We start from the raw sequence: 18,674 nt of genomic DNA, 5'->3' as shown, positions 1-18,674 counted from the left end.
GGTCCAATCTACGGGGCCTCCGCGACGACCGCAGGCGTGGCGGAGAATCCTGTCACCGCGTCGAGCGCCGCGGCCGCCACGACCAGGTCCTCCCACGCCATGCCGACGGACTTGAAGAACACCGGCCGTCCGGCCGCGTGCACCGGCTCGGCCGCAACCTCGGCCAGGGTGACGAGGGACAAGGGGTCGAGCGTCCCGGCCGCGACGGCCATCACGACGTCGCCGGCCTCGCGGAGCGCCGTCCGGCGATCCTCGACCACGACCCTCGACCGGCCGACCAGGTGCTCGTCAACCTCGCGTGCGTCCGGGTCGTGCGACCCGACGGCCACGACGATCGCGTCGTCGGCGACGAGGGTCCCGTCGAACACGGGCTCGCGCGCCGACGTGGCGCACAGGATCAGCCCTGCCGCACCCACGGCCTCGGCGGCGGCGGCGCTGTCGACGGCCACGACTCGGGTGGGGACGCCGACGAGCTCGGGGACCTCGGCCGTACGCGGATCGCGGGCGACATAGGTGACCGAGGCGACCGTGCGCACGCCCTCGACGACGTCGGCGGCGGTCGCCACGTGGCGTACGGCCTGGATGCCGACGCCGTAGGCGACGACGTGCAGCGGGCCGGTGTCGGCGAGGAGGTGCTGGCGGACACCGGCGAGAGAGACCGCCGGGGTGCGGAGCGCCGTCAGCTCGATCCCGTCGAGCAACGCGCGCGGAGCGAGCGTCCGGGCGTCGAAGAGCACGTAGATCCCTTGGATCCGCGGCAGCCCTCGCTCGCGGTTGCGGGGCGCGACCGTCACGATCTTGACGCCGGTGTCGGCGCCGTTCTCGGCGGGCATCACGATGTACTCGCCGTGGGTGAGCGGGACGAAGGTCCGCGGGGTGCCCTGGGTGGGGTCCAGGCCGTCGCGCAGCGCGGTGAGGAGCGCCTCGACGGCGTCGCGTGGGCGAAGCGCCGAGACGGCGGAGGCGTCGAGGTACGGCAGCGTCGTCATCGCAGCACGAACCCGGGTGTCAGGGAGTCGGCCGGGTCCACCACGAAGCGGTGCTCGCCGGTGCGGTGCGCGGTGCCGCTCACCGACACCACCACGGCCTCGTGCCCGTCGACGACCGTCCGCTCCTCCACACGTGCGAGGAAGCGCGAGCCGACCAGCGAGTCGTGCACGAGGTCGCGCCCGTCGGGGAGATCGCCGTGGGCGTCCAGCACCGCGACGCGAGCACACGTGCCGGAGCCGCAGGGGGATCGGTCGACCTCGCCGTCGGCGAAGACGGTGACGTTGCGCTGGTGCGCCCTGCCGTCGTCGGTGGTGCCGAGATCGTCGTAGATCGTCGTCCCGTAGACACCGCTCAGGCGGGTGTCGGTCGGGTGCTGGGCCACGGCGTGGTCGTTCAGGGCCCACTTGATCTCGCGACCGAGGGCGATGAGGTCGTCGACCTGCTCGGGCACGACGGCCAGCGCGGCGGTCCGGGCGTCGAGCTGCGCGTAGATCGCGCCACCGAAGCCGACGTCGACGCGCAGCGGACCCCGTGACGTCGCGACCTCCACGTCTCGGGCGATCGCATGGCTGGGCACGTTGACGAAGTCGGTGTGGGAGACGCGGCCCTGCGCCACGTGCACGCGTGCGGTCACCCGTCCCGAGGGGACGTCGATCCTGACGTCGACGACGCCGTCGGCGGGTGCCTGGACGAGGCCCGACTCCACCGCCCACGTCCCGAGGGCGATCGTGCCGTGGCCGCAGGCGGTCGAGAAGCCGTCCTTGTGCCAGAACAGCACACCGAAGTGGGCACCGTCGTCGTCGGGCGGGGTGATGAAGCCGCCGTACATGTCGGCGTGGCCCCGCGGCTCGTGGCAGAGCACCCGACGCAGGTGCTGGACGTCGGGGTCGGCCGCCGCCCTGACCCGCCGGTCGGCGACCCCGTCACCGGGCAGCGCGACGGGCGGGTCGGCGACGATCCGGAAGGGCTCGCCGCCGGTGTGGTAGTCGACGGTCGTCACGCCCTCCCACTCGGCGGTGTCCGATGCCGTCGGGGTGCTCGCCATCAGTACCGCCCGGTGAGCTCGCCCCACTGCCGCGACAGTCCGGCCGGGCTGCGGCGCTGCGGCACCCCCCAGGGGTTGTCGTCGCGCAGCGGCGGAGGAAGGACCGACTGCGGCGCGCCCTGGTAGGCCACCGCGCGGAGGAACCGTCCGATCGCCGCGGTCCCCACCGACGTGGCGTCGTGCGTGGTCGCCGGGTACGGGCCACCGTGCTGCATCGCCGCCGTCACGGAGACACCGGTGGGCCATGCCCCGAAGAGCACGCGTCCGCTCGTGCGGGCCAGGGCGTCGAGGAGAGGCTCGAGGGCTGCCGTGTCCTCGGTCGGAGCGAGGTGCACCGTCGCGGTCAGGTTGCCCGGGAAGAGGCGCTCGAAAGCAGCGGGGAGCTCCGCCGCGGTGCCGTACTCGACGACGACCGACAACGGTCCGAACGACTCGTCGAGGACCGTGTCTCCGGCCTTCTCGAGGTCGGCGAGGGACATCGACACCAGCGTGGGCGTGGCCCAGCCGAGACCGTCGGCGCCGACCCGGACCTCTCCCTCGACCAGCACCGAGACACCGGCGGCAGCGAGGACGGCCTCACGGCGCTCGCGGTAGCCGGCGGTGATCCCGGCGGTCAGCAGGCGGTGCTCGGGCACCTCTGCCGCCGCGGTGACGAGGGCATCGGTCAGCGGCTCCACGCCGGGGACGAGGAGGAAACCGGGCTTGGTGCACAGCTGACCGCACGAGCCCGAGACGCTGCCGACGTACGCGGCGGCGAGAGCATCGGCGCCGGCGGCGAGCGCAGCCGGGGTCACGACGACGGGGTTGACGCTGCCCAGCTCGCCGTAGAAGGGGATCGGCACCGGGCGGGCCGCGGCGACGTCGGCGAGCATCCGACCGACCGTCGTCGAGCCGGTGAACGCCGCCGCGCGGATGCGGTCGTCCTTGAGGGCCGCGACCCCGTCCTCACGGTCGAAGATCACGGCGAACGACCCGTGGGGCATCCCGGCCTCGCGGAGGGCCTCGGTCACGATCGTCGCGACGAGTGCGCTGAGCCGCGGGTGTCCGTCGTGGGCCTTGACCACGACCGGGTTGCCCGCGGCCAGTGCGGCTGCGGTGTCACCGCCGGCGACGGAGAAGGCCAGCGGGAAGTTGGAGGCGGCGTAGTTCAGCACGGGTCCGACCGGGACGTTGGCCCTGCGCACGTCGGGCCGGGGACCGACCGCGTAGTCGGGGTCGGCGGCATCGATCCGGGCGTCGAGGTAGGCACCCTCGACGACGACCTCGGCGAACAGGCGCAGCTGCTGCGTCGTACGGTTCAGCTCTCCTCGTAGCCGGCCCTCCGTGAGGCCGGTCTCCTCGGTGCCGAGCGCGACGATCTCGTCGGCCGCGAGCTCGAGGCGATCAGCGACCGCGACCAGGGCGGCTGCGCGGTCGCGCGGCGTCGTGCGGGCCAGGAGGGGGGCCGCCGCGTCGGCGGCGTCCAGCGTGGTGAACAGGTCGGTCATCGCCATCCTCAGAAGTCGAATCCGGTGGGGAACGGGTCGTGGGGGTCGAGCAGGTACTGGGCCGTGCCGGTGATCCAGGCCCGGCCGGTGATCTCCGGCAGCACCGCCTCGTGGTCACCGACGGTGGTCGTGGCGACGAGCCGCCCGGTGAACTCCGACCCGATGAACGACTCGTTGACGAAGTCGGTGTGCAGCGCCAGCTCACCCCGCGTGTACAGCTCGGCCATCCGCGCGGAGGTGCCGGTGCCGCAGGGCGACCGGTCGAACCACCCGGGATAGATCGCCATCGCGTGCCGGGACCGCACGGCGTCTGACCCGGGAGCGATGAACTCCACGTGGTGGACGTGGTCGACGCCTTCGATCGTGGGGTGGTGCGGGGGTGCGGTCTCGTTGATCGCCGCCATGATGGCCAGACCGGCGGCGGCGATGTCGTTCTGACGCGCGCGGTCGAACGGCAGGCCGACGTCGTCGAGGTCGACCATCGCATAGAAGTTGCCGCCGAACGCCACCGAGTACGGCACCGTGCCGAGGCCGGGCACCTCGATCTTCTGGTCGAGTCGCTCGGTGAAGCTCGCCACGTTGGCGAGGGTCACCGACGTGGCTCGCCCGTCCTGCACAGCGACCCGGGCGACGACGAGACCGGCGGGGGTGTCGAGCCGGATCTCGGTCACCGGCTCGGTCGCCTCGACCATCCCGGTCTCGACCAGCACGGTGGCGACGCCGATCGTGCCGTGCCCGCACATCGGCAGGCAGCCGCTGGCCTCGATGAAGATGATCCCGAAGTCGCAGTCGTCCCGGGCGGGTGGCTGCAGGATCGCCCCGGACATCGAGGCGTGCCCGCGGGGCTCGCTCATGAGCAGCCGACGGATGTGGTCGAGGTGCTCGATGAAGTGGAGCCGGCGCTCGTTCATCGTCGCACCCGGGACCACGCCCACGCCGCCGGTGACCACTCGGGTGGGCATGCCTTCGGTGTGGGAGTCGACGGCATGGAAGATGCGTGTGGATCGCATGGTGACCTCCTGACTCGAGTATGGATCGGTGGCGTGGGCGCTCGGACGTCAGCGTGCGGCGATCGCGGCGAGCGCGCGCTCGGTGTCAGCGGTCACCGCAGCGACCTGCTCGGGGCTGAGCGGGCCGCGGGGCGGTCGCGTCGGCCCGCCGTACGAGTTGCCGCAGATGTCCATCGAGAGCTTGATCGCCTGCACGAACTCCGTACGGGAGTCCCACCGGAAGACCGCGACGAGCTGCGCGTAGAGCTGCTGGGCCTCCTGCCACTTGCCCGCCACGCAGAGGTCGTACAGCGCGACGGCCTCCTTGGGGAAGGCGTTGGGGTAGCCGGCGAACCAGCCGACGGCACCGTTGACCATGAGCTCGAAGAGCACGTCGTCGGCGCCGGCGATGACGTCGATGTCGCACTTCTCCTTGATCTCGTAGACCCGGCGGACGTCACCGGAGAACTCCTTGATCGCGACGACCTCGGGGATCTCGGCGAGTCGGGCGACGAGGTCGGGGGTCACGTCGACCTTGGTGTCGAAGGGGTTGTTGTAGGCCATGATCGGCATCCCGACCTCCGCCACCTTGCGGAAGTGCTCGACGACCTCGTCGGGGTTGGAGCGATAGAGGGTCGGCGGGAGCAGGAGCACGCCGTCGGCCCCGTCGGCCTGGGCGTTGCGCGCCCACTCCTGCGCCTGGTGCCAGCCGACACCGTGTACGCCGGCGACGACGACGCCCCGTCCGTCGACGGCGTCGACCGCGACCTGGACGACCTTGCGGCGTTCCTCGTCGGTCAGCGAGGAGTACTCGCCGAGCGACCCGTTGGGGCCGACTCCGCGGCACCCGTTCGCCATGAGGAAGTCGACGTGCTCGCCGAACTTGTCGTAGTCGACCGCGAGCCCGGCGGGCGCCGACGGGTCCTCCTTGAACGCGAGGGCGGTCGCGACGACGACGCCGCCGAGATCGATGGTGCTGGTCATGCTGGGTCCTTTCGGGAGGGGGACGGAACGTCGGGGGATGCGGGTCGGGCGAGGTCGCCCACCCGGACCGGCACGGCGATCGGCCGCCGGTCGGTGGAGGTGTGGTCGGCGAACGGGACGGATCCTCGTCCGCTCGCCGCGGAGAGGATGGTCTCGACCGTGCGGCCGCAGACCCTCCCCTGGCAGAGGCCGAGACCGGCTCGGGTGGTCAGCTTGAGTGAGCGCAGTCCAACGGACGAGGTGTCGGAAGCGACGCGGGTCAGCGTGCCGTAGCCGACCTCCTCGCACCGGCACACGACCGTGTCGTCGTCGAGCCAGCGCGTCCATCCCGGTCCGATGCCGTGGGCGGCCTCGATGCGGTCGGCGAACCGTCGGAAACGGCTGCGGGCGCGGCGGGCGTGTGACAGGTGCGCCGCGGACGGATCGCCGCCCCCGGCCACCCAGCCGGCGATCTCACCCTCGGCGAGGGCGAGGTCCACGCCGCCGATCTGCGTCAGCTCACCAGCCGCGAGCACACCCGCGACCGTGGTGCGCTGGTGGGCGTCGACGGCGACGAAGCGCTGGTCGGTGAGTCCGCAGCCGGCGGCGATCGCGAGCTCGAGGCGCGGGACGAAGCCGTGGCCGAGGCAGACGGCGTCGCACGACACCTCACTCTCGGTTCCGGCCACGGGCTGCCACCGGTCATCGACGTCGGCGACGGTCACGCCCTCGACGCGGCCCTCTCCGTGGATGCGGACGACCGCCGAGCCGGTGCGGTACGGGACGCGGCTGCGGACCTGGTGTCTCGCGTACCCCGCGAGCTCGCTCACCTTGTGGGTCGTGCCGACCAGCTCCCACGGTCGCGCGAGCCACTCGCGGGCGAGGCGTCGAGGACGCGCGGCCTCGTGGACGCCGACGACGGAGGCGCCCGCCTGGAGCAGCGAGGCGGTGACCGGCAGCAGGAACGGCCCGGATCCGGCGACCACGACCCGCTCGCCGATCGCGAGCCGCTCGCCCTTGGCGAGGGCCTGGGCCGCTCCGGCGGTCACGACGCCGGGCAGGGTCCAGCCGGGGACCGGCAGCGTACGGTCGTGCGCCCCGGTGGCAAGGACCAGCCGCTGGGGTCGCAGCGTCTCCGTGCGCTGTCCGGTGCCGTCGACGTCACCGTGGGAGACGTGCACCGTGAGACCGGCGTCGTCCTGGCCGATCGCCCACACGTGCGCCTCCAGGCTCACCGTGACGCCGGGGTCGGACTGGAGGCTCTGGTGGAGCCGCCGATAACGGTCCCACTGGTGGTGGAGCACGCGCTCGCGTGCGGCGGGCCTGCTGGCCGGCAGGTGGCGCCAGTACTGGCCGCCGGTCCCGTCGGAGGCGTCGAGCACGCGGACGGTCGCTCCGGCGGCTCGCGCTGCGTGCGCCGCGGCCATGCCGGCAGGCCCGGCGCCGATCACGAGGACGTCCACGTCATCGCTCCTCTCGGGGCTGGGGCAGCCGGTCGTGCTGGCGCTCGACCAGCTCGCCGCCGCGGGCGCGTCGCTGGCACGCACGGACGTCGCGGACACCGTCGACGCTCACGACGCAGTCGAAGCAGACGCCGATCCCGCAGAAGAGGCCCCGGCCCGCTCCGGAGACCGACGTCGTACGCCAGTCGAGGACGTCGTGGGAGAGCAGGATGCCGGCGACGGTCTGGCCGCGCACGCCCTCGTACCGGCGCCCCTCGAACTCGATGGTCACCGTCGTGGCGAGGGCCGGCTCCGCGGGATCGCGGGCGGGGTCGACAGGACGCGGGGTCACGATGCCTCCTCGAGGTAGGGCGCGAGCGTGGGGCGGTCGACCGCGAACGCCGCCGGGTCGAGTGGGGCCGCGGAGCCGGTCACCAGCGCGTGGAGCAGGTCGGCCGAGGGCACCGAGAGGCCGATGCCGGCGCCTTCGTGGCCGGTGACGTGGAAGAGCCCGGGTAGGCGGGGATCAGCCCCGACGAGCGGCAGGTGGTCGGGCATGTAGGGGCGGAAGCCGCCGTACGTGCGCAGCACCGACGCGCTGGTGAGGAACGGGAAGATGCGCAGCGACTTCGCCGCGATCTCACGGACGACCTCGACGTCGAGGCGGTCGTCGAAGCCGACACGCTGGCGAGAGGAGCCGATGAGGACCGTGCCGGCCGCGGTGGACTCCACCACGGTCGAGGTCTGGAGGTCGGCGTCCGCGGACTGGGTGGCACCGACGTAGTCGGCGTCGTAGACCTTGTGGAGCACGCGGTGCGGCATCCGTGTCGTGACGAGCACCATCCCGCGCCGGGGGAGGACCGGCAGGTGGACGCCGAGACGTCGGGCGACGTCGCCTGCCCACGGGCCGGCCGCGTTCACGACGACGTCTCCACCGTGGTCGCCTGCGGGTGTCGAGACACCGATCAGGCGACCGTCTGTGCTGCGGACGGCCCCGACGACCTCGGTCTCGGTGAGGACGATCGCCCCCGCGTGGCGGGCGGAGGCCAGCAGCGCCTCGGCCGCCGTCACCGGCTGCACCTGGGCATCCTGCGGATAGAGCACGCCTGCGGTGACGTCGCGGGTGAGGTACGGCTCGAGGGCCAGCGCCCCGGCGGTGTCGACGTCCTGCGCGTCGACACCTGCCGTGCGCTGCGTCGCGGCGAACGCCCGCAGGGCGTCGGCGCCGTCGGCGGTCGTGGAGACGACGAGCCCGCCCTTGCGTTCGTACTCGACCGAGGGGAAGGCCGCCCCGAGCTCCTCGTGCAGCTCGGCGGCGACCGTGGCCCACCGGTCGGCCGCCAGCAGCGAGAGGTCGAGCTCCGGTCCGGGTGTCTTGTCGGAGACGAGGAGATTGCCCTCGCAGGCCGCCGACGTGCCTCCGACGGCGGCGCCCCGCTCGAGGACGAGAACGTCGACCCCGGCCCGGGCGAGGCTCCGGGCACAGGCGGCACCGACGATGCCGGCGCCGACCACGATGGCGCGCATGGTGCCTCCTCGTTCGGGAGTCAGTAATATATCACATATTACTGGTAGGGACGGAGCGATCTCTCGGGTCGGGCTGTGTTCTGGCGTGACGTCGAGTCGCGGGATCAGGAGCCGAGGTACGCCTCGACGACGCGCGCGTCTCCCGCGAGCTCGTCGGCGGCGCCCGACAACGTCACACGCCCTGTCTCGACGACGTACGCACGGTCGGCGATGCGCAGCGCCGCCTTCGCGTTCTGCTCCACCAGGAGCACGGTGGTCCCCTGGGCGTTGACCTCGGCGATGATCTCCATGACCTGCTTGACGATCAGCGGAGCAAGGCCCATCGACGGCTCGTCGAGCAGGAGCAGTCGCGGATCGGCCACGAGGGCGCGGCCGATCGCCAGCATCTGCTGCTCGCCGCCCGACAGCGTGCCGCCCTGCTGGCGCCGCCGCTCGAGCAGGCGCGGCATCAAGGCGTAGACCCGCTCGACGCGCTCGTCGATCACCGAGGTGTCGCGCACGCGGTAGCCGCCGAGCATGAGGTTCTCGTGCACCGTCATCGTGCTGAAGATCCGCCGGCCCTCGGGCACGTGGACCACGCCGCGAGGGACGAGGTCGTGTGCCGGCACCGACCGCAGGTCGGTCCCGTCCCAGGTCACCGACCCCGACGACGGCTTGACCAGTCCCGAGATGAGGTTCATCGTCGTGGTCTTGCCGGCGCCGTTGTTGCCGAGCAGCGCGACGATCTCGCCCTGGTCCACGTGGAAGCTCAGCGAACGCAGCGCGTGGACCCGTCCGTAGTAGACGTCCACGTCCTCGACGACCAGCCCGCTCATGCGTCCTCCTCGTCCTCGGAGCCGAGATACGCCTCGATCACCTTCGGGTCGCTCTTGATCTCCGCGGGAGTCCCGTCGGCGATCTCCTTGCCGTGGTTGAGCACGATGATGCGCTCGGAGATGTCCATCACCAGCCCCATGTCGTGCTCGATGAGGACGATGCCGATCCCCAGGTCGCGGATCCGCCGGATGAGGGCGACCAGCTGCTGCTTCTCGTTGTGGTTCAGGCCGGCGGCCGGCTCGTCGAGCAGCAGCAGGCGGGGCTTCGTGGCGAGGGCACGAGCGATCTCCACCCGACGCTGCTCGCCGTACGGGAGCTGGGTCACGTAGAGGTCCTCGTCGCCGGTGAAGCCGACGAAGTCGAGCCACCCACGCGCCTCCTCGAGGCACTGCCGCTCGCTGCGCTTGTAACGCGGGGTGTGCAGCATGGCGTCGTACCAGCGCTGACGCAGGGCAGCGTGCATCGCGGTCTTCACGTTGTCGAGGACCGACAGCTCCCGGAACAGCCGCAGGTTCTGGAAGGTGCGTGCCATCCCCGCCTTCGTGATCGTCGACGGCAGCGACCGTACGATCGAGCGGCCCTTGAACGTGATCGATCCGCTGGTGGGACGGTAGAACCCGGAGATGCAGTTGAAGGCGGACGTCTTGCCCGCCCCGTTCGGACCGATGACCGAGAGGATCTCGCCCGAGCGCACCGACATCGACAGTCCGTCCACGGCCTTCACGCCGCCGAAGGCCAGGTGCAGGTCGGTGACCTCGAGCAGGACCTCTCCGGTCTCCGTGGTGGTCGCGGTCATCGGTTCTCTCCTTCCCGGCGGGCGAGCAGGTCGCCGCCGGTGTCCTCGCCCTCGTTCAGCTCAGCCTCGTCGCGCGTCTCAGGGGCCGAGTCCTGCTCCACCTCGTCGACGTCCTCGTCGACGTGCTTGTCCTTGGACCACGGGAGGACGGCCGTCGCGGGCCAGATGCCCGTCGGACGGAAGATCATGGTCACGACCAGCAGCACACCGAAGAGCAGGAACCGCCACTCCGCGAACTCCCGCAGGAACTCAGGCGCCAGCGAGACGAACAGCGCGCCGATGATGACGCCGGGCACCGAGCCCATCCCGCCGAGCACGACGGCCATGAGGATCAACGCCGAGTAGAGGAACAAGAAGCTGTTGGGGGAGATCGCGGTGAGGTGCGTCCCCATCAGCTGCCCGGCGAGTCCCGCCCAGACCGCACCGATGATGTAGGCGGTGATCTTGGTGACGTAGGTGTTGATGCCCATCGCCTCGGCGGCGTCCTCGTCGTCGCGGACCGCCTTCCACGCGCGGCCCATCTTGCCGCGGGCGAGTCGCCCGAGTGCTACCACTCCGACGAGGCCGACGATCACGGCGACGAAGTAGTAGAAGACGACCTTGCCGTTGAAGAAGATGCCCGCGATGGTGACGCCGTCGGCGAGGTCCCAGCCGAAGAGCTGCCACGAGGGGATCCCGTGGATGCCGGACGGGCCCCCGGTGATCTCCAGGTTGTTGGCCGTCAGGCGGATGATCTCGCCGAACCCGAGCGTGACGATCGCGAGGTAGTCGCTGCGCAGCCGCAGCGTCGGACCGCCGATGACGATGCCGGCGATGATGCAGGCGACGATGACGCCGGGCACGGCGAAGACCATCGACCAGCCGAAGTGGGTGGTCAGGATGCCCGACGTGTAGGCGCCGACCGCGAAGAACGCGATGTAACCGAGGTCGAGGAGGCCCGCATAGCCGACCACGACGTTGAGACCGAGCGCGAGCATCACGTAGATGAGTGCCGTGGTCATGATCGAGATCGTGTACGGCGACGCGTTGATGAACGGCAGGAGCAGCACGAAGGCGAATGCGGCGATGCCGAGCAGCCGCAGCACGCTGTCGTCGCTGCGCCAACCACGGGAACGCTCGGGACGGGCGCGGGTCGGGGCGGGCGCGGTGATGGAGGCCTGAGTCTTCATCGGGTCACATCCGCTCGACGACGCGGGCACCGAGGATGCCGGTCGGCTTGAACGACAAGAAGATGATCAGACAGGCGAACGAGAACACGTCGCGCCACTCCCCTCCGAGCCAGGCGGTCCCGAAGGACTCGAGCAGACCGAGCGTCAGTCCGCCGAGCATCGCGCCGTACAGGTTCCCGATGCCGCCGATCACCGCGGCCGTGAATGCCTTGATGCCGATCACGAACCCCATGAGGAAGTCGATCGAGCCGTAGTAGGCGCCGGCCATGACGCCTGCGGCGCCGGCCAGTGCCGAGCCGATGAAGAAGACCCGCGAGATGACGCGGTTGACGTTGATGCCCATCAGGGTCGAGGCCGCGGGGTCCAGGGCGATGGCGCGCATCGCGCGGCCCTCCCGCGTGCGGTTCACGTAGAACGCGAGCACGACCATCAGGAGTGCGGCGAGGGCCATCAGCACCAGCTGTGCGGTGGAGATGCGAGCACCGATGAACTCGACGCTGCCTCCGCTGACCCGCACGGGGTACGCCTTGGGGGACGGGCCGAAGATCTGGCGGACCGCGTACTCGAGGGTGAAGGACATGCCCACCGCGGTGATGAGGACCGCCAACCGTGGTGACGATCTCAACGGTCTGTACGCCACGCGCTCGACCGTCACCCCGAGCAGCCCGGTGAAGATCATCGCGACCAGCACGAGCAGGACGAGTGTCGGGATGGTGGCCGCTGCGGCGAGGCCACCGAAGGACGTCAGCAGGACGAAGCCGACGAAGGCGCCGATCATGTAGACGTCGCCGTGGGCGAAGTTGAGCAGCTTGATGATCCCGTACACCATGCTGTAGCCGAGCGCGATGAGGGCGTAGAACGACCCGACGAACAGGCCGTTGATGATGATCTGCGACATGAGGCTCCGATCGTGATCCAGCGATACGGGGTCCCGGCCCCACAGGAGCCGGGACCCCTCTCAGACGTCAGCCCTGCAGGTCGTCGTGCAGGACGAACGAGCCGTCGTCGCCGATCGTCACGATCGCGAAGCCGCCCTCGGCGAGGGTGCCTTCCTCGGTGAAGGTGATCGGACCGGAGAAGGCGGGGAACCCGTCGAGGTCGCGCAGCGCGGCGTTGACGTCCTTCATCTCGGTGGAGTCGGCGTTCTTGATCGCCTCGGCCATCACCCGGACCGCGTCGTAGGACTGCGTCGAGTACGGGCCAGGCTCGTCGCCGAACTTCTTCGTGTAGTCGGCGATCCAGTCCTCGGCACCCTCGAGCATGTCGGGCGTCTGGGTGAAGGTCGCGTAGACGTTGTCGGTGTAGTCCTTGCCGGAGATCTCCGCGAAGCTGGCATCGACCGAGCCGTCACCGGCGAGGAACGTGCCCTTGTAGCCGGCGTCCTTGGACTGGCGGTTCAGCAGGCCGCCCTCCTGGTAGTAGCCCGTCCAGTAGACGAAGTCGGCGCCGGACTTCACGAGCTTGTTGGCCTCGGCGGAGTAGTCCTTCTCCTTCGGCGTCATGGTCGCGTCCAGCACGACGTCGAGACCGGCGGACTTGGCCTGCTCGACGAACGAGTCGGCGAGGTCGACGGAGTAGTCGGTCGAGTCGTCGATCACCGCGATCTTGGAGGCACCCTCCTTCTTCGCGAACGCGACGGCGGCGGCGGCCTGCTGGGTGCCGGTGCCGTTGATGAGGAAGACGTTCTCCTGGTCGGCCTCGACGAGCGCGTTGGAGTTGGCCGCCGGGATGACCATCGGCACCTCGGCCTGCAGGAAGATCGGGAGCGTCGGGAGCGTCGCGCCCGAGCAGTAGCCGCCCACCGACGCCACGACTCCCTGGGAGACGAGCTTGTTGGCGGCCGCGACGGCGGTCGTCGCGTCGCACCCGTCGTCCTGGGTCACGAGCTCGATGTCCTTGCCGTCGATGCCGCCGTCGGCGTTGATCTCCTCGACGGCGAGGGCGGCGCCGTTCTTCATGTAGTCGCCGAACGCGCTCTCCGTACCGGAGAAGGGGGCGAGCATGCCGAACTTGATCGTGTCGCCGGACTTCTCGTCGTCGCTTCCACCGACGCCACCGCCGCAACCTGCGACGGCAGTCGCGAGAGCGACGCTGGCGGCCAGATAGCGGGCGCGCCGCCAGACCGACGCGGACCGAGTGCTCTTCATGCGTGTTCCTTCCTCGTCGGCGCGGGTCATCGCCGTGCCTTGATATGTGACATATTACATATCACGTGACGCGGATTACGCGGAAGTAGATAGGGAAAACAGTTGGGTTACAACGTCGCCGACGGCGTGGTGTCCTCCGCCACACCGCTCCACCAGCCGAGGACGTGACCGATGTGGCGTGACATCAGCTCGCTCGCCGCCGCCCCGTCGCCGGCCTCCAGGAAGTCGAGGAGGGCCTCGTGCTCGTCGATCGACGCCCGGAGCTGCTCGCGGGTGATCTTGGCGGCGATGCCCACCGTGCGTGTCTGGTCGCGCAGGTTGCCGACAACCTCGACGAGGATCGGGTTGCCCAGGAGCGCGAGGAGACCGAGGTGAAGCTCCTTGTCGGCCCGGACGTAGGTCGGGAAGTCCCGCGCGTCGGCCGCGTCGCGGACGCGGACGACGAGCGCGTCGAAGGCGGGCCGGTCCGCCGCGGTGAACCGCTCGGCGACGTCGAGCATCGTGGGGCACTCCAGCAGGCGCCTGGTCCGTACGAGGTTGGAGAGCTCGTCACGCCCGACCTCGCGGACGCGGAAGCCCTTGTTGCGCACGGGGACGACGAAACCGCGACGAGCGAGGTTGAGCATCGCCTCGCGCACCGGCGTGGCCGACACCTCGTACTGTGACGCGAGCACAGGGACGGTGAGCAGCTCGTGCGGTTCCACGAGGCCGGTGACGATCGCCGCGGTCAGCGACTCCTCGATCTGCTCGCGCAGGCTGTGACCGGGCTCGATCCGGCGGGACGTCCAGGTCGGCAATGGACCCACTCCTCGATCAGTGATGCGTCACATAGTACCGACCCTTGCACCGTGGGCACCTTGGTCCTCGTATCTCGACGAGAGGTGCCGGATATGGCGAACACCACACCGTTTGGCGACTCGAACAACAATTCGTCCGGCGTTGGACATAGCGAGAGCATCCCACCAGCGACGAGGGGAAAGGGCATGACCATCGCGACCGAACTGCGCACCGAGACCGGCCGTGGCCGCGGCTGGGAGGGCTTCGTCGACGGGCCGTGGCAGACCCGCATCGACGTCCGGGACTTCATCCAGCGCAACTACACGCCGTACGACGGCGACAGTGCGTTCCTCGCCGGCCCGACCGAACGGACCAGCGCGCTCTGGCGCCGGGTCAGCAGTCTCTTCCCCGAGGAGCGCGAGAAGGGCGTCTACGACGTCGACTGGCACACTCCGGCCGGCATCACCGCCCACGCGCCCGGCTACATCGACCGGGCGAACGAGCTCATCGTCGGGCTTCAGACCGATGCTCCGCTCAAGCGGGCGATGATGCCCAACGGTGGGTGGCGCATGGTCGAGAACGCCCTCGAGACGTACGGCTACCCGGTCGACCCGATGCTCAAGAAGGTCTTCACCGAGTACCGCAAGACCCACAACCAGGGTGTCTTCGACGCCTACCCGCCCTCGGTGCGAGCGGCCCGTTCGTCGCACGTCATCACCGGCCTCCCGGACGCCTACGGACGAGGCCGCATCATCGGCGACTACCGCCGCGTGGCGCTGTACGGGGTCGACGCCCTCATCGCCGACAAGCGCAACGACCGGGCCCTCCTCGACCGCCAGCCTGCGTCGGAGGACATCATCCGCGCCCGCGAGGAGAACAGCGAGCAGATCCGCGCGCTCCAGGAGCTCGGGCAGATGGCCGCCTCGTACGGGTTCGACATCTCGCAGCCGGCGACGAACGCCCGTGAGGCCGTCCAGTGGACCTACTTCGCCTACCTCGGCGCCGTGAAGGAGCAGAACGGTGCCGCGATGTCGCTCGGTCGCACGGCGACCTTCCTCGACATCTACCTCGAGCGCGACCTGGCCCGTGGCGACCTGACCGAGTCTCAGGCGCAGGAGCTGATCGACGACTTCGTCATCAAGCTGCGCATCGTCCGCTTCCTTCGGACGCCCGAGTACGACGCCCTGTTCAGCGGCGACCCGACCTGGGTGACGGAGTCGCTCGCGGGCATGGGCGACGACGGGCGCCCTCTGGTCACCAAGACGACGTTCCGCTACCTCCAGACCCTCTACAACCTCGGTCCCGCGCCGGAGCCGAACCTCACCGTGCTGTGGAGCGACCGACTCCCCGAGGGATTCAAGCGCTTCGCCGCGCAGGTCTCGATCGACACGTCGGCCATCCAGTACGAGTCCGACCACCACATCCGTGAGTGGTGGGGTGACGACGCGGCCATCGCGTGCTGTGTGTCCCCGATGCGCGTCGGCAAGCAGATGCAGTTCTTCGGCGCGCGGGTGAACCTCGCCAAGACCTTGCTCTACGCCATCAACGGCGGCCGCGACGAGATCACCGGCAAGCAGGTCGGACCGGCCGCCTCGCCGGTCGACGAGGGACCGCTGGACTACCGCGACGTGATGAAGCGCTTCGACGCCGAGATGGACTGGCTCGCCGGGACGTACGTGGAGGCGCTCAACGTCATCCACTACATGCACGACAAGTACGCCTACGAGCGGCTCGAGATGGCGCTGCACGACACCGACGTGCTGCGGACGATGGCGTGCGGCATCGCAGGGCTGTCGGTGGCCGCGGACTCGTTGTCGGCGATCAAGTACGCACGCGTGGTCCCGGTCTTCGACGAGCGAGGGATCGTCGTGGACTTCGACACCACCGGCGACTTCCCGACCTTCGGCAACGACGACGACCGGGTCGACGCCATCGCGCGCGACCTCGTCGAGCGGTTCATGGAGAAGCTGCGCGCCTACCCGACCTACCGGGACGCGCTTCACACGCAGTCGGTCCTCACCATCACGTCCAACGTCGTCTACGGCAAGGCCACCGGCAACACCCCGGACGGACGCCGCCGGGGCGAGCCGTTCGCGCCGGGCGCCAACCCGATGAACGGGCGTGACACCCACGGGATGCTCGCCAGCGCGCTGTCGGTGGCGAAGCTCGCCTACGACGACGCGCAGGACGGCATCTCGCTGACGAACACCGTGGTGCCGTCGGGACTCGGTCGCACGAAGGAGGAGCAGGTCACGAACCTCGTCGGCCTCCTCGACGCCTACACCGGCTCCGACGGCTACCACATGAACGTCAACGTCCTGAACCGCGAGACCCTCGAGGACGCGATGGAGCACCCGGAGAAGTACCCGCAGCTCACCGTCCGGGTGTCGGGGTACGCAGTGAACTTCGTCCGCCTCACGCGCGAGCAGCAGCTCGACGTGCTGTCGCGCACGTTCCACGGGGCCGTCGCCTGATGACCGCCACCGTTCTCGCCGACCTCCCCGCGGTCGAGCTCGACCGCGAGGAGCGGCTGGCGGCGATGCGCTCCGGCGAGGTGGGGGCGGTCCACTCCTGGGAGCTCGTGACGGCGGTCGACGGGCCTGGGACCCGGATGACGACGTTCCTGACCGGATGCCCGTTGCGCTGCCTCTACTGCCAGAACCCCGACACCTGGAGGATGCGTGACGGCACAGAGGTGCGCGCCGACGACCTGGTCGCCCGCGTCGCGCGCTACCGGCCGGTGTTCGAGGCGACCGGCGGCGGCCTCACGCTGTCGGGCGGTGAGCCGTTGATGCAGCCGCGGTTCGTCGCCCGTGTCCTGCGCGGGGTGAAGCAGCTGGGGGTGCGTACGGCGCTCGACACCTCGGGCTTCCTCGGTGCCGCCGCGACCGACGAGATGCTCGACGACGTCGACCTGGTGCTGCTCGACGTCAAGGCCGGGGACGAGGAGACCTACCGGCGTGCGACCGGCCGCACCCTCCGACCGACGATCGACTTCGGAGACCGCCTGGCAGCGCGGGGAACCGAGGTCTGGGTGCGGTTCGTGCTCGTTCCCGGGCTGACCGACGCTGTCGACAACGTCGAGAACGTGGCGCGGATCGTCGAGCGCTGGCCCAACGTCACCCGCGTCGAGATCCTCCCCTTCCACCAGCTGGGCCGCGGGAAGTGGGAGCGGCTCGACACCCCGTACGCGCTCGCCGACGTCGCGCCGCCCTCACCCGAGCTGGTCGCGCGGGTCCGCCGCCAGTTCGAGGCGCACGGTCTGCCGACGTACGTCGGCTGACCCTCAGTCGTCGCGCTCGCTGCCCTGGTAGAGGCGGTCGCGTCCCGGGCCGCCCCGCAGGACGTCCCTGCCTGGACCACCCTCGAGCGTGTCGTTGCCCGGGCCACCCCACAGGCGGTCGCGCCCACGGTTGCCCTCAATGTCGTCGTTGCCCGACCCGCCGCGGAGACGGTCGTTGCCCACGCCGCCCTGCAGGTCGTCGTTGCCGGAGCCGCCCCAGATGCGGTCGTTGCCGGAGCCGCCCTCGATGTCGTCGCCTCGGGACCCGCCGTACAGGCGGTCGCTGCCGGTGCCGCCCTCGAGGTCGTCCTCGCCGGCGCCGCCGCAGATGACGTCGTTGCCGCCGAGCCCCCGGATGTCGTCCTCGCCGCCGAGCCCGGCGATCACGTCCCGCCCACCGGTGCCGCGGATGTTGTCGTCGCCGGCGGTGCCGACGATCGTGGCCCGGAGACCACCGCAGGTGGCTGCCTGGGCAGCGTCCGCGGAGCCGGCCGTGAGGGCAAGGCCGGCGATCCCGAGCACGGATGCCGCTCCGAGGGCCGCGCTCCGGCGGCGGATGCTGGTGCGAGTCATGGGTCTCTCCTTCGGCAGGGGATCTGGTCGCTGTCCCTCCAGACAACCCCCGATCGGGCCGCTCTGCACGAACGGCTCAGTCAGGCCAGGAGGGAGAGCGCCCGGCGAGCGCGACGACCCGGTCGAGCAGGGGGAGCGTCCGCAGCCACCGGCAGCGGAGGCCCGAACAACCCCTCGCGCGCCTCGGCCTGCTCCGGCGCCGCCGACTCCTCGACGAAGCGGTGGACGATGGTGAGGGCTTCCGGGTCGACCTCGTACGGCTGGCCGGTGGCGCGGGCGAGGTCCCAACCGTGCAGCACGATCTCGTCCAGGGCCACGACGCCGGCGATCTCCGCAGGCATCGTGACGCCTCCCGCCGTCGCCTCACCTGTCCACGCCTCCGGAGACCGCCAGGCCTCGGCGAGCGCATCGAGGCGCTGCGGGATCCGCTCTCGCCACCCCGGGGAGAGACCTGCGTCCGACGGTTGCGGTGGGGCGGCGAGCGCCGGGTCGTCGGACTTGCGGGCCGCGAGCGTGAAGGCGAGGGCAAGTCCGTCGAGATGGTCCAGCAGGGTCGCGACGTCGTACTCGCACGGGGTCGGTCGACCGAGCTCGCCGTCGTCGACGCCCTCGAGCAGAGCGCTGACGCGACGGGCGGCGGGGCCGAGGTCCAGAAGATCAGGCACGGGTG

18 protein-coding genes are annotated in these 18,674 nt (G+C 70.6%); 2 read left to right on the top strand and 16 right to left on the bottom strand.

What is annotated here, in order from left to right:
• Positions 1-8: 8 nt before the first annotated feature.
• The 14 genes from KV097_RS13900 to KV097_RS13835 all read right to left on the bottom strand — a co-directional run bounded on the left by KV097_RS13900 (position 9) and on the right by KV097_RS13835 (position 14,168).
• On the bottom strand, positions 9-989 hold the full coding sequence (locus KV097_RS13900) for an ornithine cyclodeaminase family protein (protein WP_220346117.1): 981 nt from the start codon (positions 987-989) through the stop codon (positions 9-11).
• A complete protein-coding gene (locus KV097_RS13895; RefSeq protein WP_220346118.1) occupies positions 986-2,035 on the bottom strand; it encodes a proline racemase family protein in 1,050 nt (349 codons plus the stop codon). Before KV097_RS13895 ends, KV097_RS13900 begins: the two co-directional genes overlap by 4 nt.
• Entirely contained in the window at positions 2,035-3,522 is a 1,488-nt protein-coding gene (locus tag KV097_RS13890; RefSeq protein ID WP_255559643.1) for an aldehyde dehydrogenase (NADP(+)), read from the bottom strand. Before KV097_RS13890 ends, KV097_RS13895 begins: the two co-directional genes overlap by 1 nt.
• Positions 3,523-3,530: 8 nt before the next feature.
• Complete coding sequence (locus KV097_RS13885) at positions 3,531-4,532, bottom strand: proline racemase family protein (protein WP_220366206.1); 1,002 nt, start codon at positions 4,530-4,532, stop codon at positions 3,531-3,533.
• Positions 4,533-4,580: 48 nt separating this feature from the next.
• Positions 4,581-5,495, bottom strand: a complete 915-nt coding sequence (locus KV097_RS13880) for a dihydrodipicolinate synthase family protein (protein ID WP_220346121.1) — start codon at positions 5,493-5,495, stop codon at positions 4,581-4,583.
• On the bottom strand, positions 5,492-6,937 hold the full coding sequence (locus tag KV097_RS19805) for an FAD/NAD(P)-binding oxidoreductase (protein WP_308289434.1): 1,446 nt from the start codon (positions 6,935-6,937) through the stop codon (positions 5,492-5,494). Before KV097_RS19805 ends, KV097_RS13880 begins: the two co-directional genes overlap by 4 nt.
• 1 nt (position 6,938) lies before the next feature.
• The gene (locus KV097_RS13870; protein WP_308289433.1) at positions 6,939-7,268 is read right to left on the bottom strand and encodes a (2Fe-2S)-binding protein; all 330 of its coding nucleotides are present in this window, start codon (positions 7,266-7,268) and stop codon (positions 6,939-6,941) included.
• On the bottom strand, positions 7,265-8,443 hold the full coding sequence (locus tag KV097_RS13865; protein WP_220366205.1) for an FAD-binding oxidoreductase: 1,179 nt from the start codon (positions 8,441-8,443) through the stop codon (positions 7,265-7,267). The genes KV097_RS13870 and KV097_RS13865 overlap by 4 nt, the downstream gene beginning before the upstream one ends.
• Positions 8,444-8,547: 104 nt before the next feature.
• Entirely contained in the window at positions 8,548-9,258 is a 711-nt protein-coding gene (locus tag KV097_RS13860; RefSeq protein ID WP_220343512.1) for an ABC transporter ATP-binding protein, read from the bottom strand.
• Positions 9,255-10,055 (bottom strand): ABC transporter ATP-binding protein, encoded by an 801-nt coding sequence (locus tag KV097_RS13855; RefSeq protein ID WP_220343513.1) that lies wholly within the window; start codon positions 10,053-10,055, stop codon positions 9,255-9,257. The genes KV097_RS13860 and KV097_RS13855 overlap by 4 nt, the downstream gene beginning before the upstream one ends.
• A complete protein-coding gene (locus tag KV097_RS13850) occupies positions 10,052-11,224 on the bottom strand; it encodes a branched-chain amino acid ABC transporter permease (RefSeq protein ID WP_220343514.1) in 1,173 nt (390 codons plus the stop codon). Before KV097_RS13850 ends, KV097_RS13855 begins: the two co-directional genes overlap by 4 nt.
• 4 nt (positions 11,225-11,228) lie before the next feature.
• Complete coding sequence (locus KV097_RS13845; protein WP_220343515.1) at positions 11,229-12,122, bottom strand: branched-chain amino acid ABC transporter permease; 894 nt, start codon at positions 12,120-12,122, stop codon at positions 11,229-11,231.
• Positions 12,123-12,189: 67 nt separating this feature from the next.
• Positions 12,190-13,371: a branched-chain amino acid ABC transporter substrate-binding protein gene (locus KV097_RS13840; RefSeq protein ID WP_220366204.1), complete on the bottom strand. Its 1,182-nt coding sequence runs from the start codon at positions 13,369-13,371 to the stop codon at positions 12,190-12,192.
• Between the two features lie 107 nt (positions 13,372-13,478).
• Entirely contained in the window at positions 13,479-14,168 is a 690-nt protein-coding gene (locus KV097_RS13835; protein WP_220343517.1) for a GntR family transcriptional regulator, read from the bottom strand.
• Positions 14,169-14,354: 186 nt separating this feature from the next.
• Between KV097_RS13835 and pflB the strand changes: the two genes are divergently transcribed.
• Both pflB and pflA read left to right on the top strand, forming a co-directional pair.
• On the top strand, positions 14,355-16,622 hold the full coding sequence (gene pflB / locus KV097_RS13830; RefSeq protein ID WP_220366203.1) for a formate C-acetyltransferase: 2,268 nt from the start codon (positions 14,355-14,357) through the stop codon (positions 16,620-16,622).
• Complete coding sequence (gene pflA / locus KV097_RS13825) at positions 16,622-17,431, top strand: pyruvate formate-lyase-activating protein (RefSeq protein WP_220343519.1); 810 nt, start codon at positions 16,622-16,624, stop codon at positions 17,429-17,431. The genes pflB and pflA overlap by 1 nt, the downstream gene beginning before the upstream one ends.
• 3 nt (positions 17,432-17,434) lie before the next feature.
• Here pflA and KV097_RS13820 read toward each other — a convergent pair whose 3' ends face one another.
• Together KV097_RS13820 and KV097_RS13815 are read right to left on the bottom strand one after the other, a co-directional pair.
• Positions 17,435-18,004 carry a calcium-binding protein gene (locus KV097_RS13820; RefSeq protein ID WP_220366202.1) on the bottom strand — a complete coding sequence of 190 codons (570 nt, stop codon included), beginning with the start codon at positions 18,002-18,004 and terminating at the stop codon, positions 17,435-17,437.
• A gap of 80 nt (positions 18,005-18,084) precedes the next feature.
• Positions 18,085-18,669, bottom strand: coding sequence for a TIGR03086 family metal-binding protein (locus KV097_RS13815; RefSeq protein WP_220366201.1), 585 nt, complete (start codon positions 18,667-18,669; stop codon positions 18,085-18,087).
• Positions 18,670-18,674: the final 5 nt, after the last annotated feature.

It is taken from the genome of Mumia sp. zg.B17, assembly GCF_019550915.1.
Lineage (GTDB): Bacteria > Actinomycetota > Actinomycetes > Propionibacteriales > Nocardioidaceae > Mumia.
This window is presented reverse-complemented; position numbering and strand designations above follow the sequence as displayed.

Excerpts from the sequence above, each read along its gene's own strand:
- KV097_RS13900 (WP_220346117.1), bottom strand. The coding sequence starts at position 989 with ATGACGACGCTGCCGTACCTCGACGCCTCCGCCGTCTCGGCGCTTCGC.
- KV097_RS13895 (WP_220346118.1), bottom strand. The coding sequence starts at position 2,035 with ATGGCGAGCACCCCGACGGCATCGGACACCGCCGAGTGGGAGGGCGTG.
- KV097_RS13890 (WP_255559643.1), bottom strand. The coding sequence starts at position 3,522 with ATGACCGACCTGTTCACCACGCTGGACGCCGCCGACGCGGCGGCCCCC.
- KV097_RS13885 (WP_220366206.1), bottom strand. The coding sequence starts at position 4,532 with ATGCGATCCACACGCATCTTCCATGCCGTCGACTCCCACACCGAAGGC.
- KV097_RS13880 (WP_220346121.1), bottom strand. The coding sequence starts at position 5,495 with ATGACCAGCACCATCGATCTCGGCGGCGTCGTCGTCGCGACCGCCCTC.
- KV097_RS13865 (WP_220366205.1), bottom strand. The coding sequence starts at position 8,443 with ATGCGCGCCATCGTGGTCGGCGCCGGCATCGTCGGTGCCGCCTGTGCC.
- KV097_RS13860 (WP_220343512.1), bottom strand. The coding sequence starts at position 9,258 with ATGAGCGGGCTGGTCGTCGAGGACGTGGACGTCTACTACGGACGGGTC.
- KV097_RS13855 (WP_220343513.1), bottom strand. The coding sequence starts at position 10,055 with ATGACCGCGACCACCACGGAGACCGGAGAGGTCCTGCTCGAGGTCACC.
- KV097_RS13850 (WP_220343514.1), bottom strand. The coding sequence starts at position 11,224 with ATGAAGACTCAGGCCTCCATCACCGCGCCCGCCCCGACCCGCGCCCGT.
- KV097_RS13845 (WP_220343515.1), bottom strand. The coding sequence starts at position 12,122 with ATGTCGCAGATCATCATCAACGGCCTGTTCGTCGGGTCGTTCTACGCC.
- KV097_RS13840 (WP_220366204.1), bottom strand. The coding sequence starts at position 13,371 with ATGAAGAGCACTCGGTCCGCGTCGGTCTGGCGGCGCGCCCGCTATCTG.
- pflB (WP_220366203.1), top strand. The coding sequence starts at position 14,355 with ATGACCATCGCGACCGAACTGCGCACCGAGACCGGCCGTGGCCGCGGC.
- pflA (WP_220343519.1), top strand. The coding sequence starts at position 16,622 with ATGACCGCCACCGTTCTCGCCGACCTCCCCGCGGTCGAGCTCGACCGC.
- KV097_RS13820 (WP_220366202.1), bottom strand. The coding sequence starts at position 18,004 with ATGACTCGCACCAGCATCCGCCGCCGGAGCGCGGCCCTCGGAGCGGCA.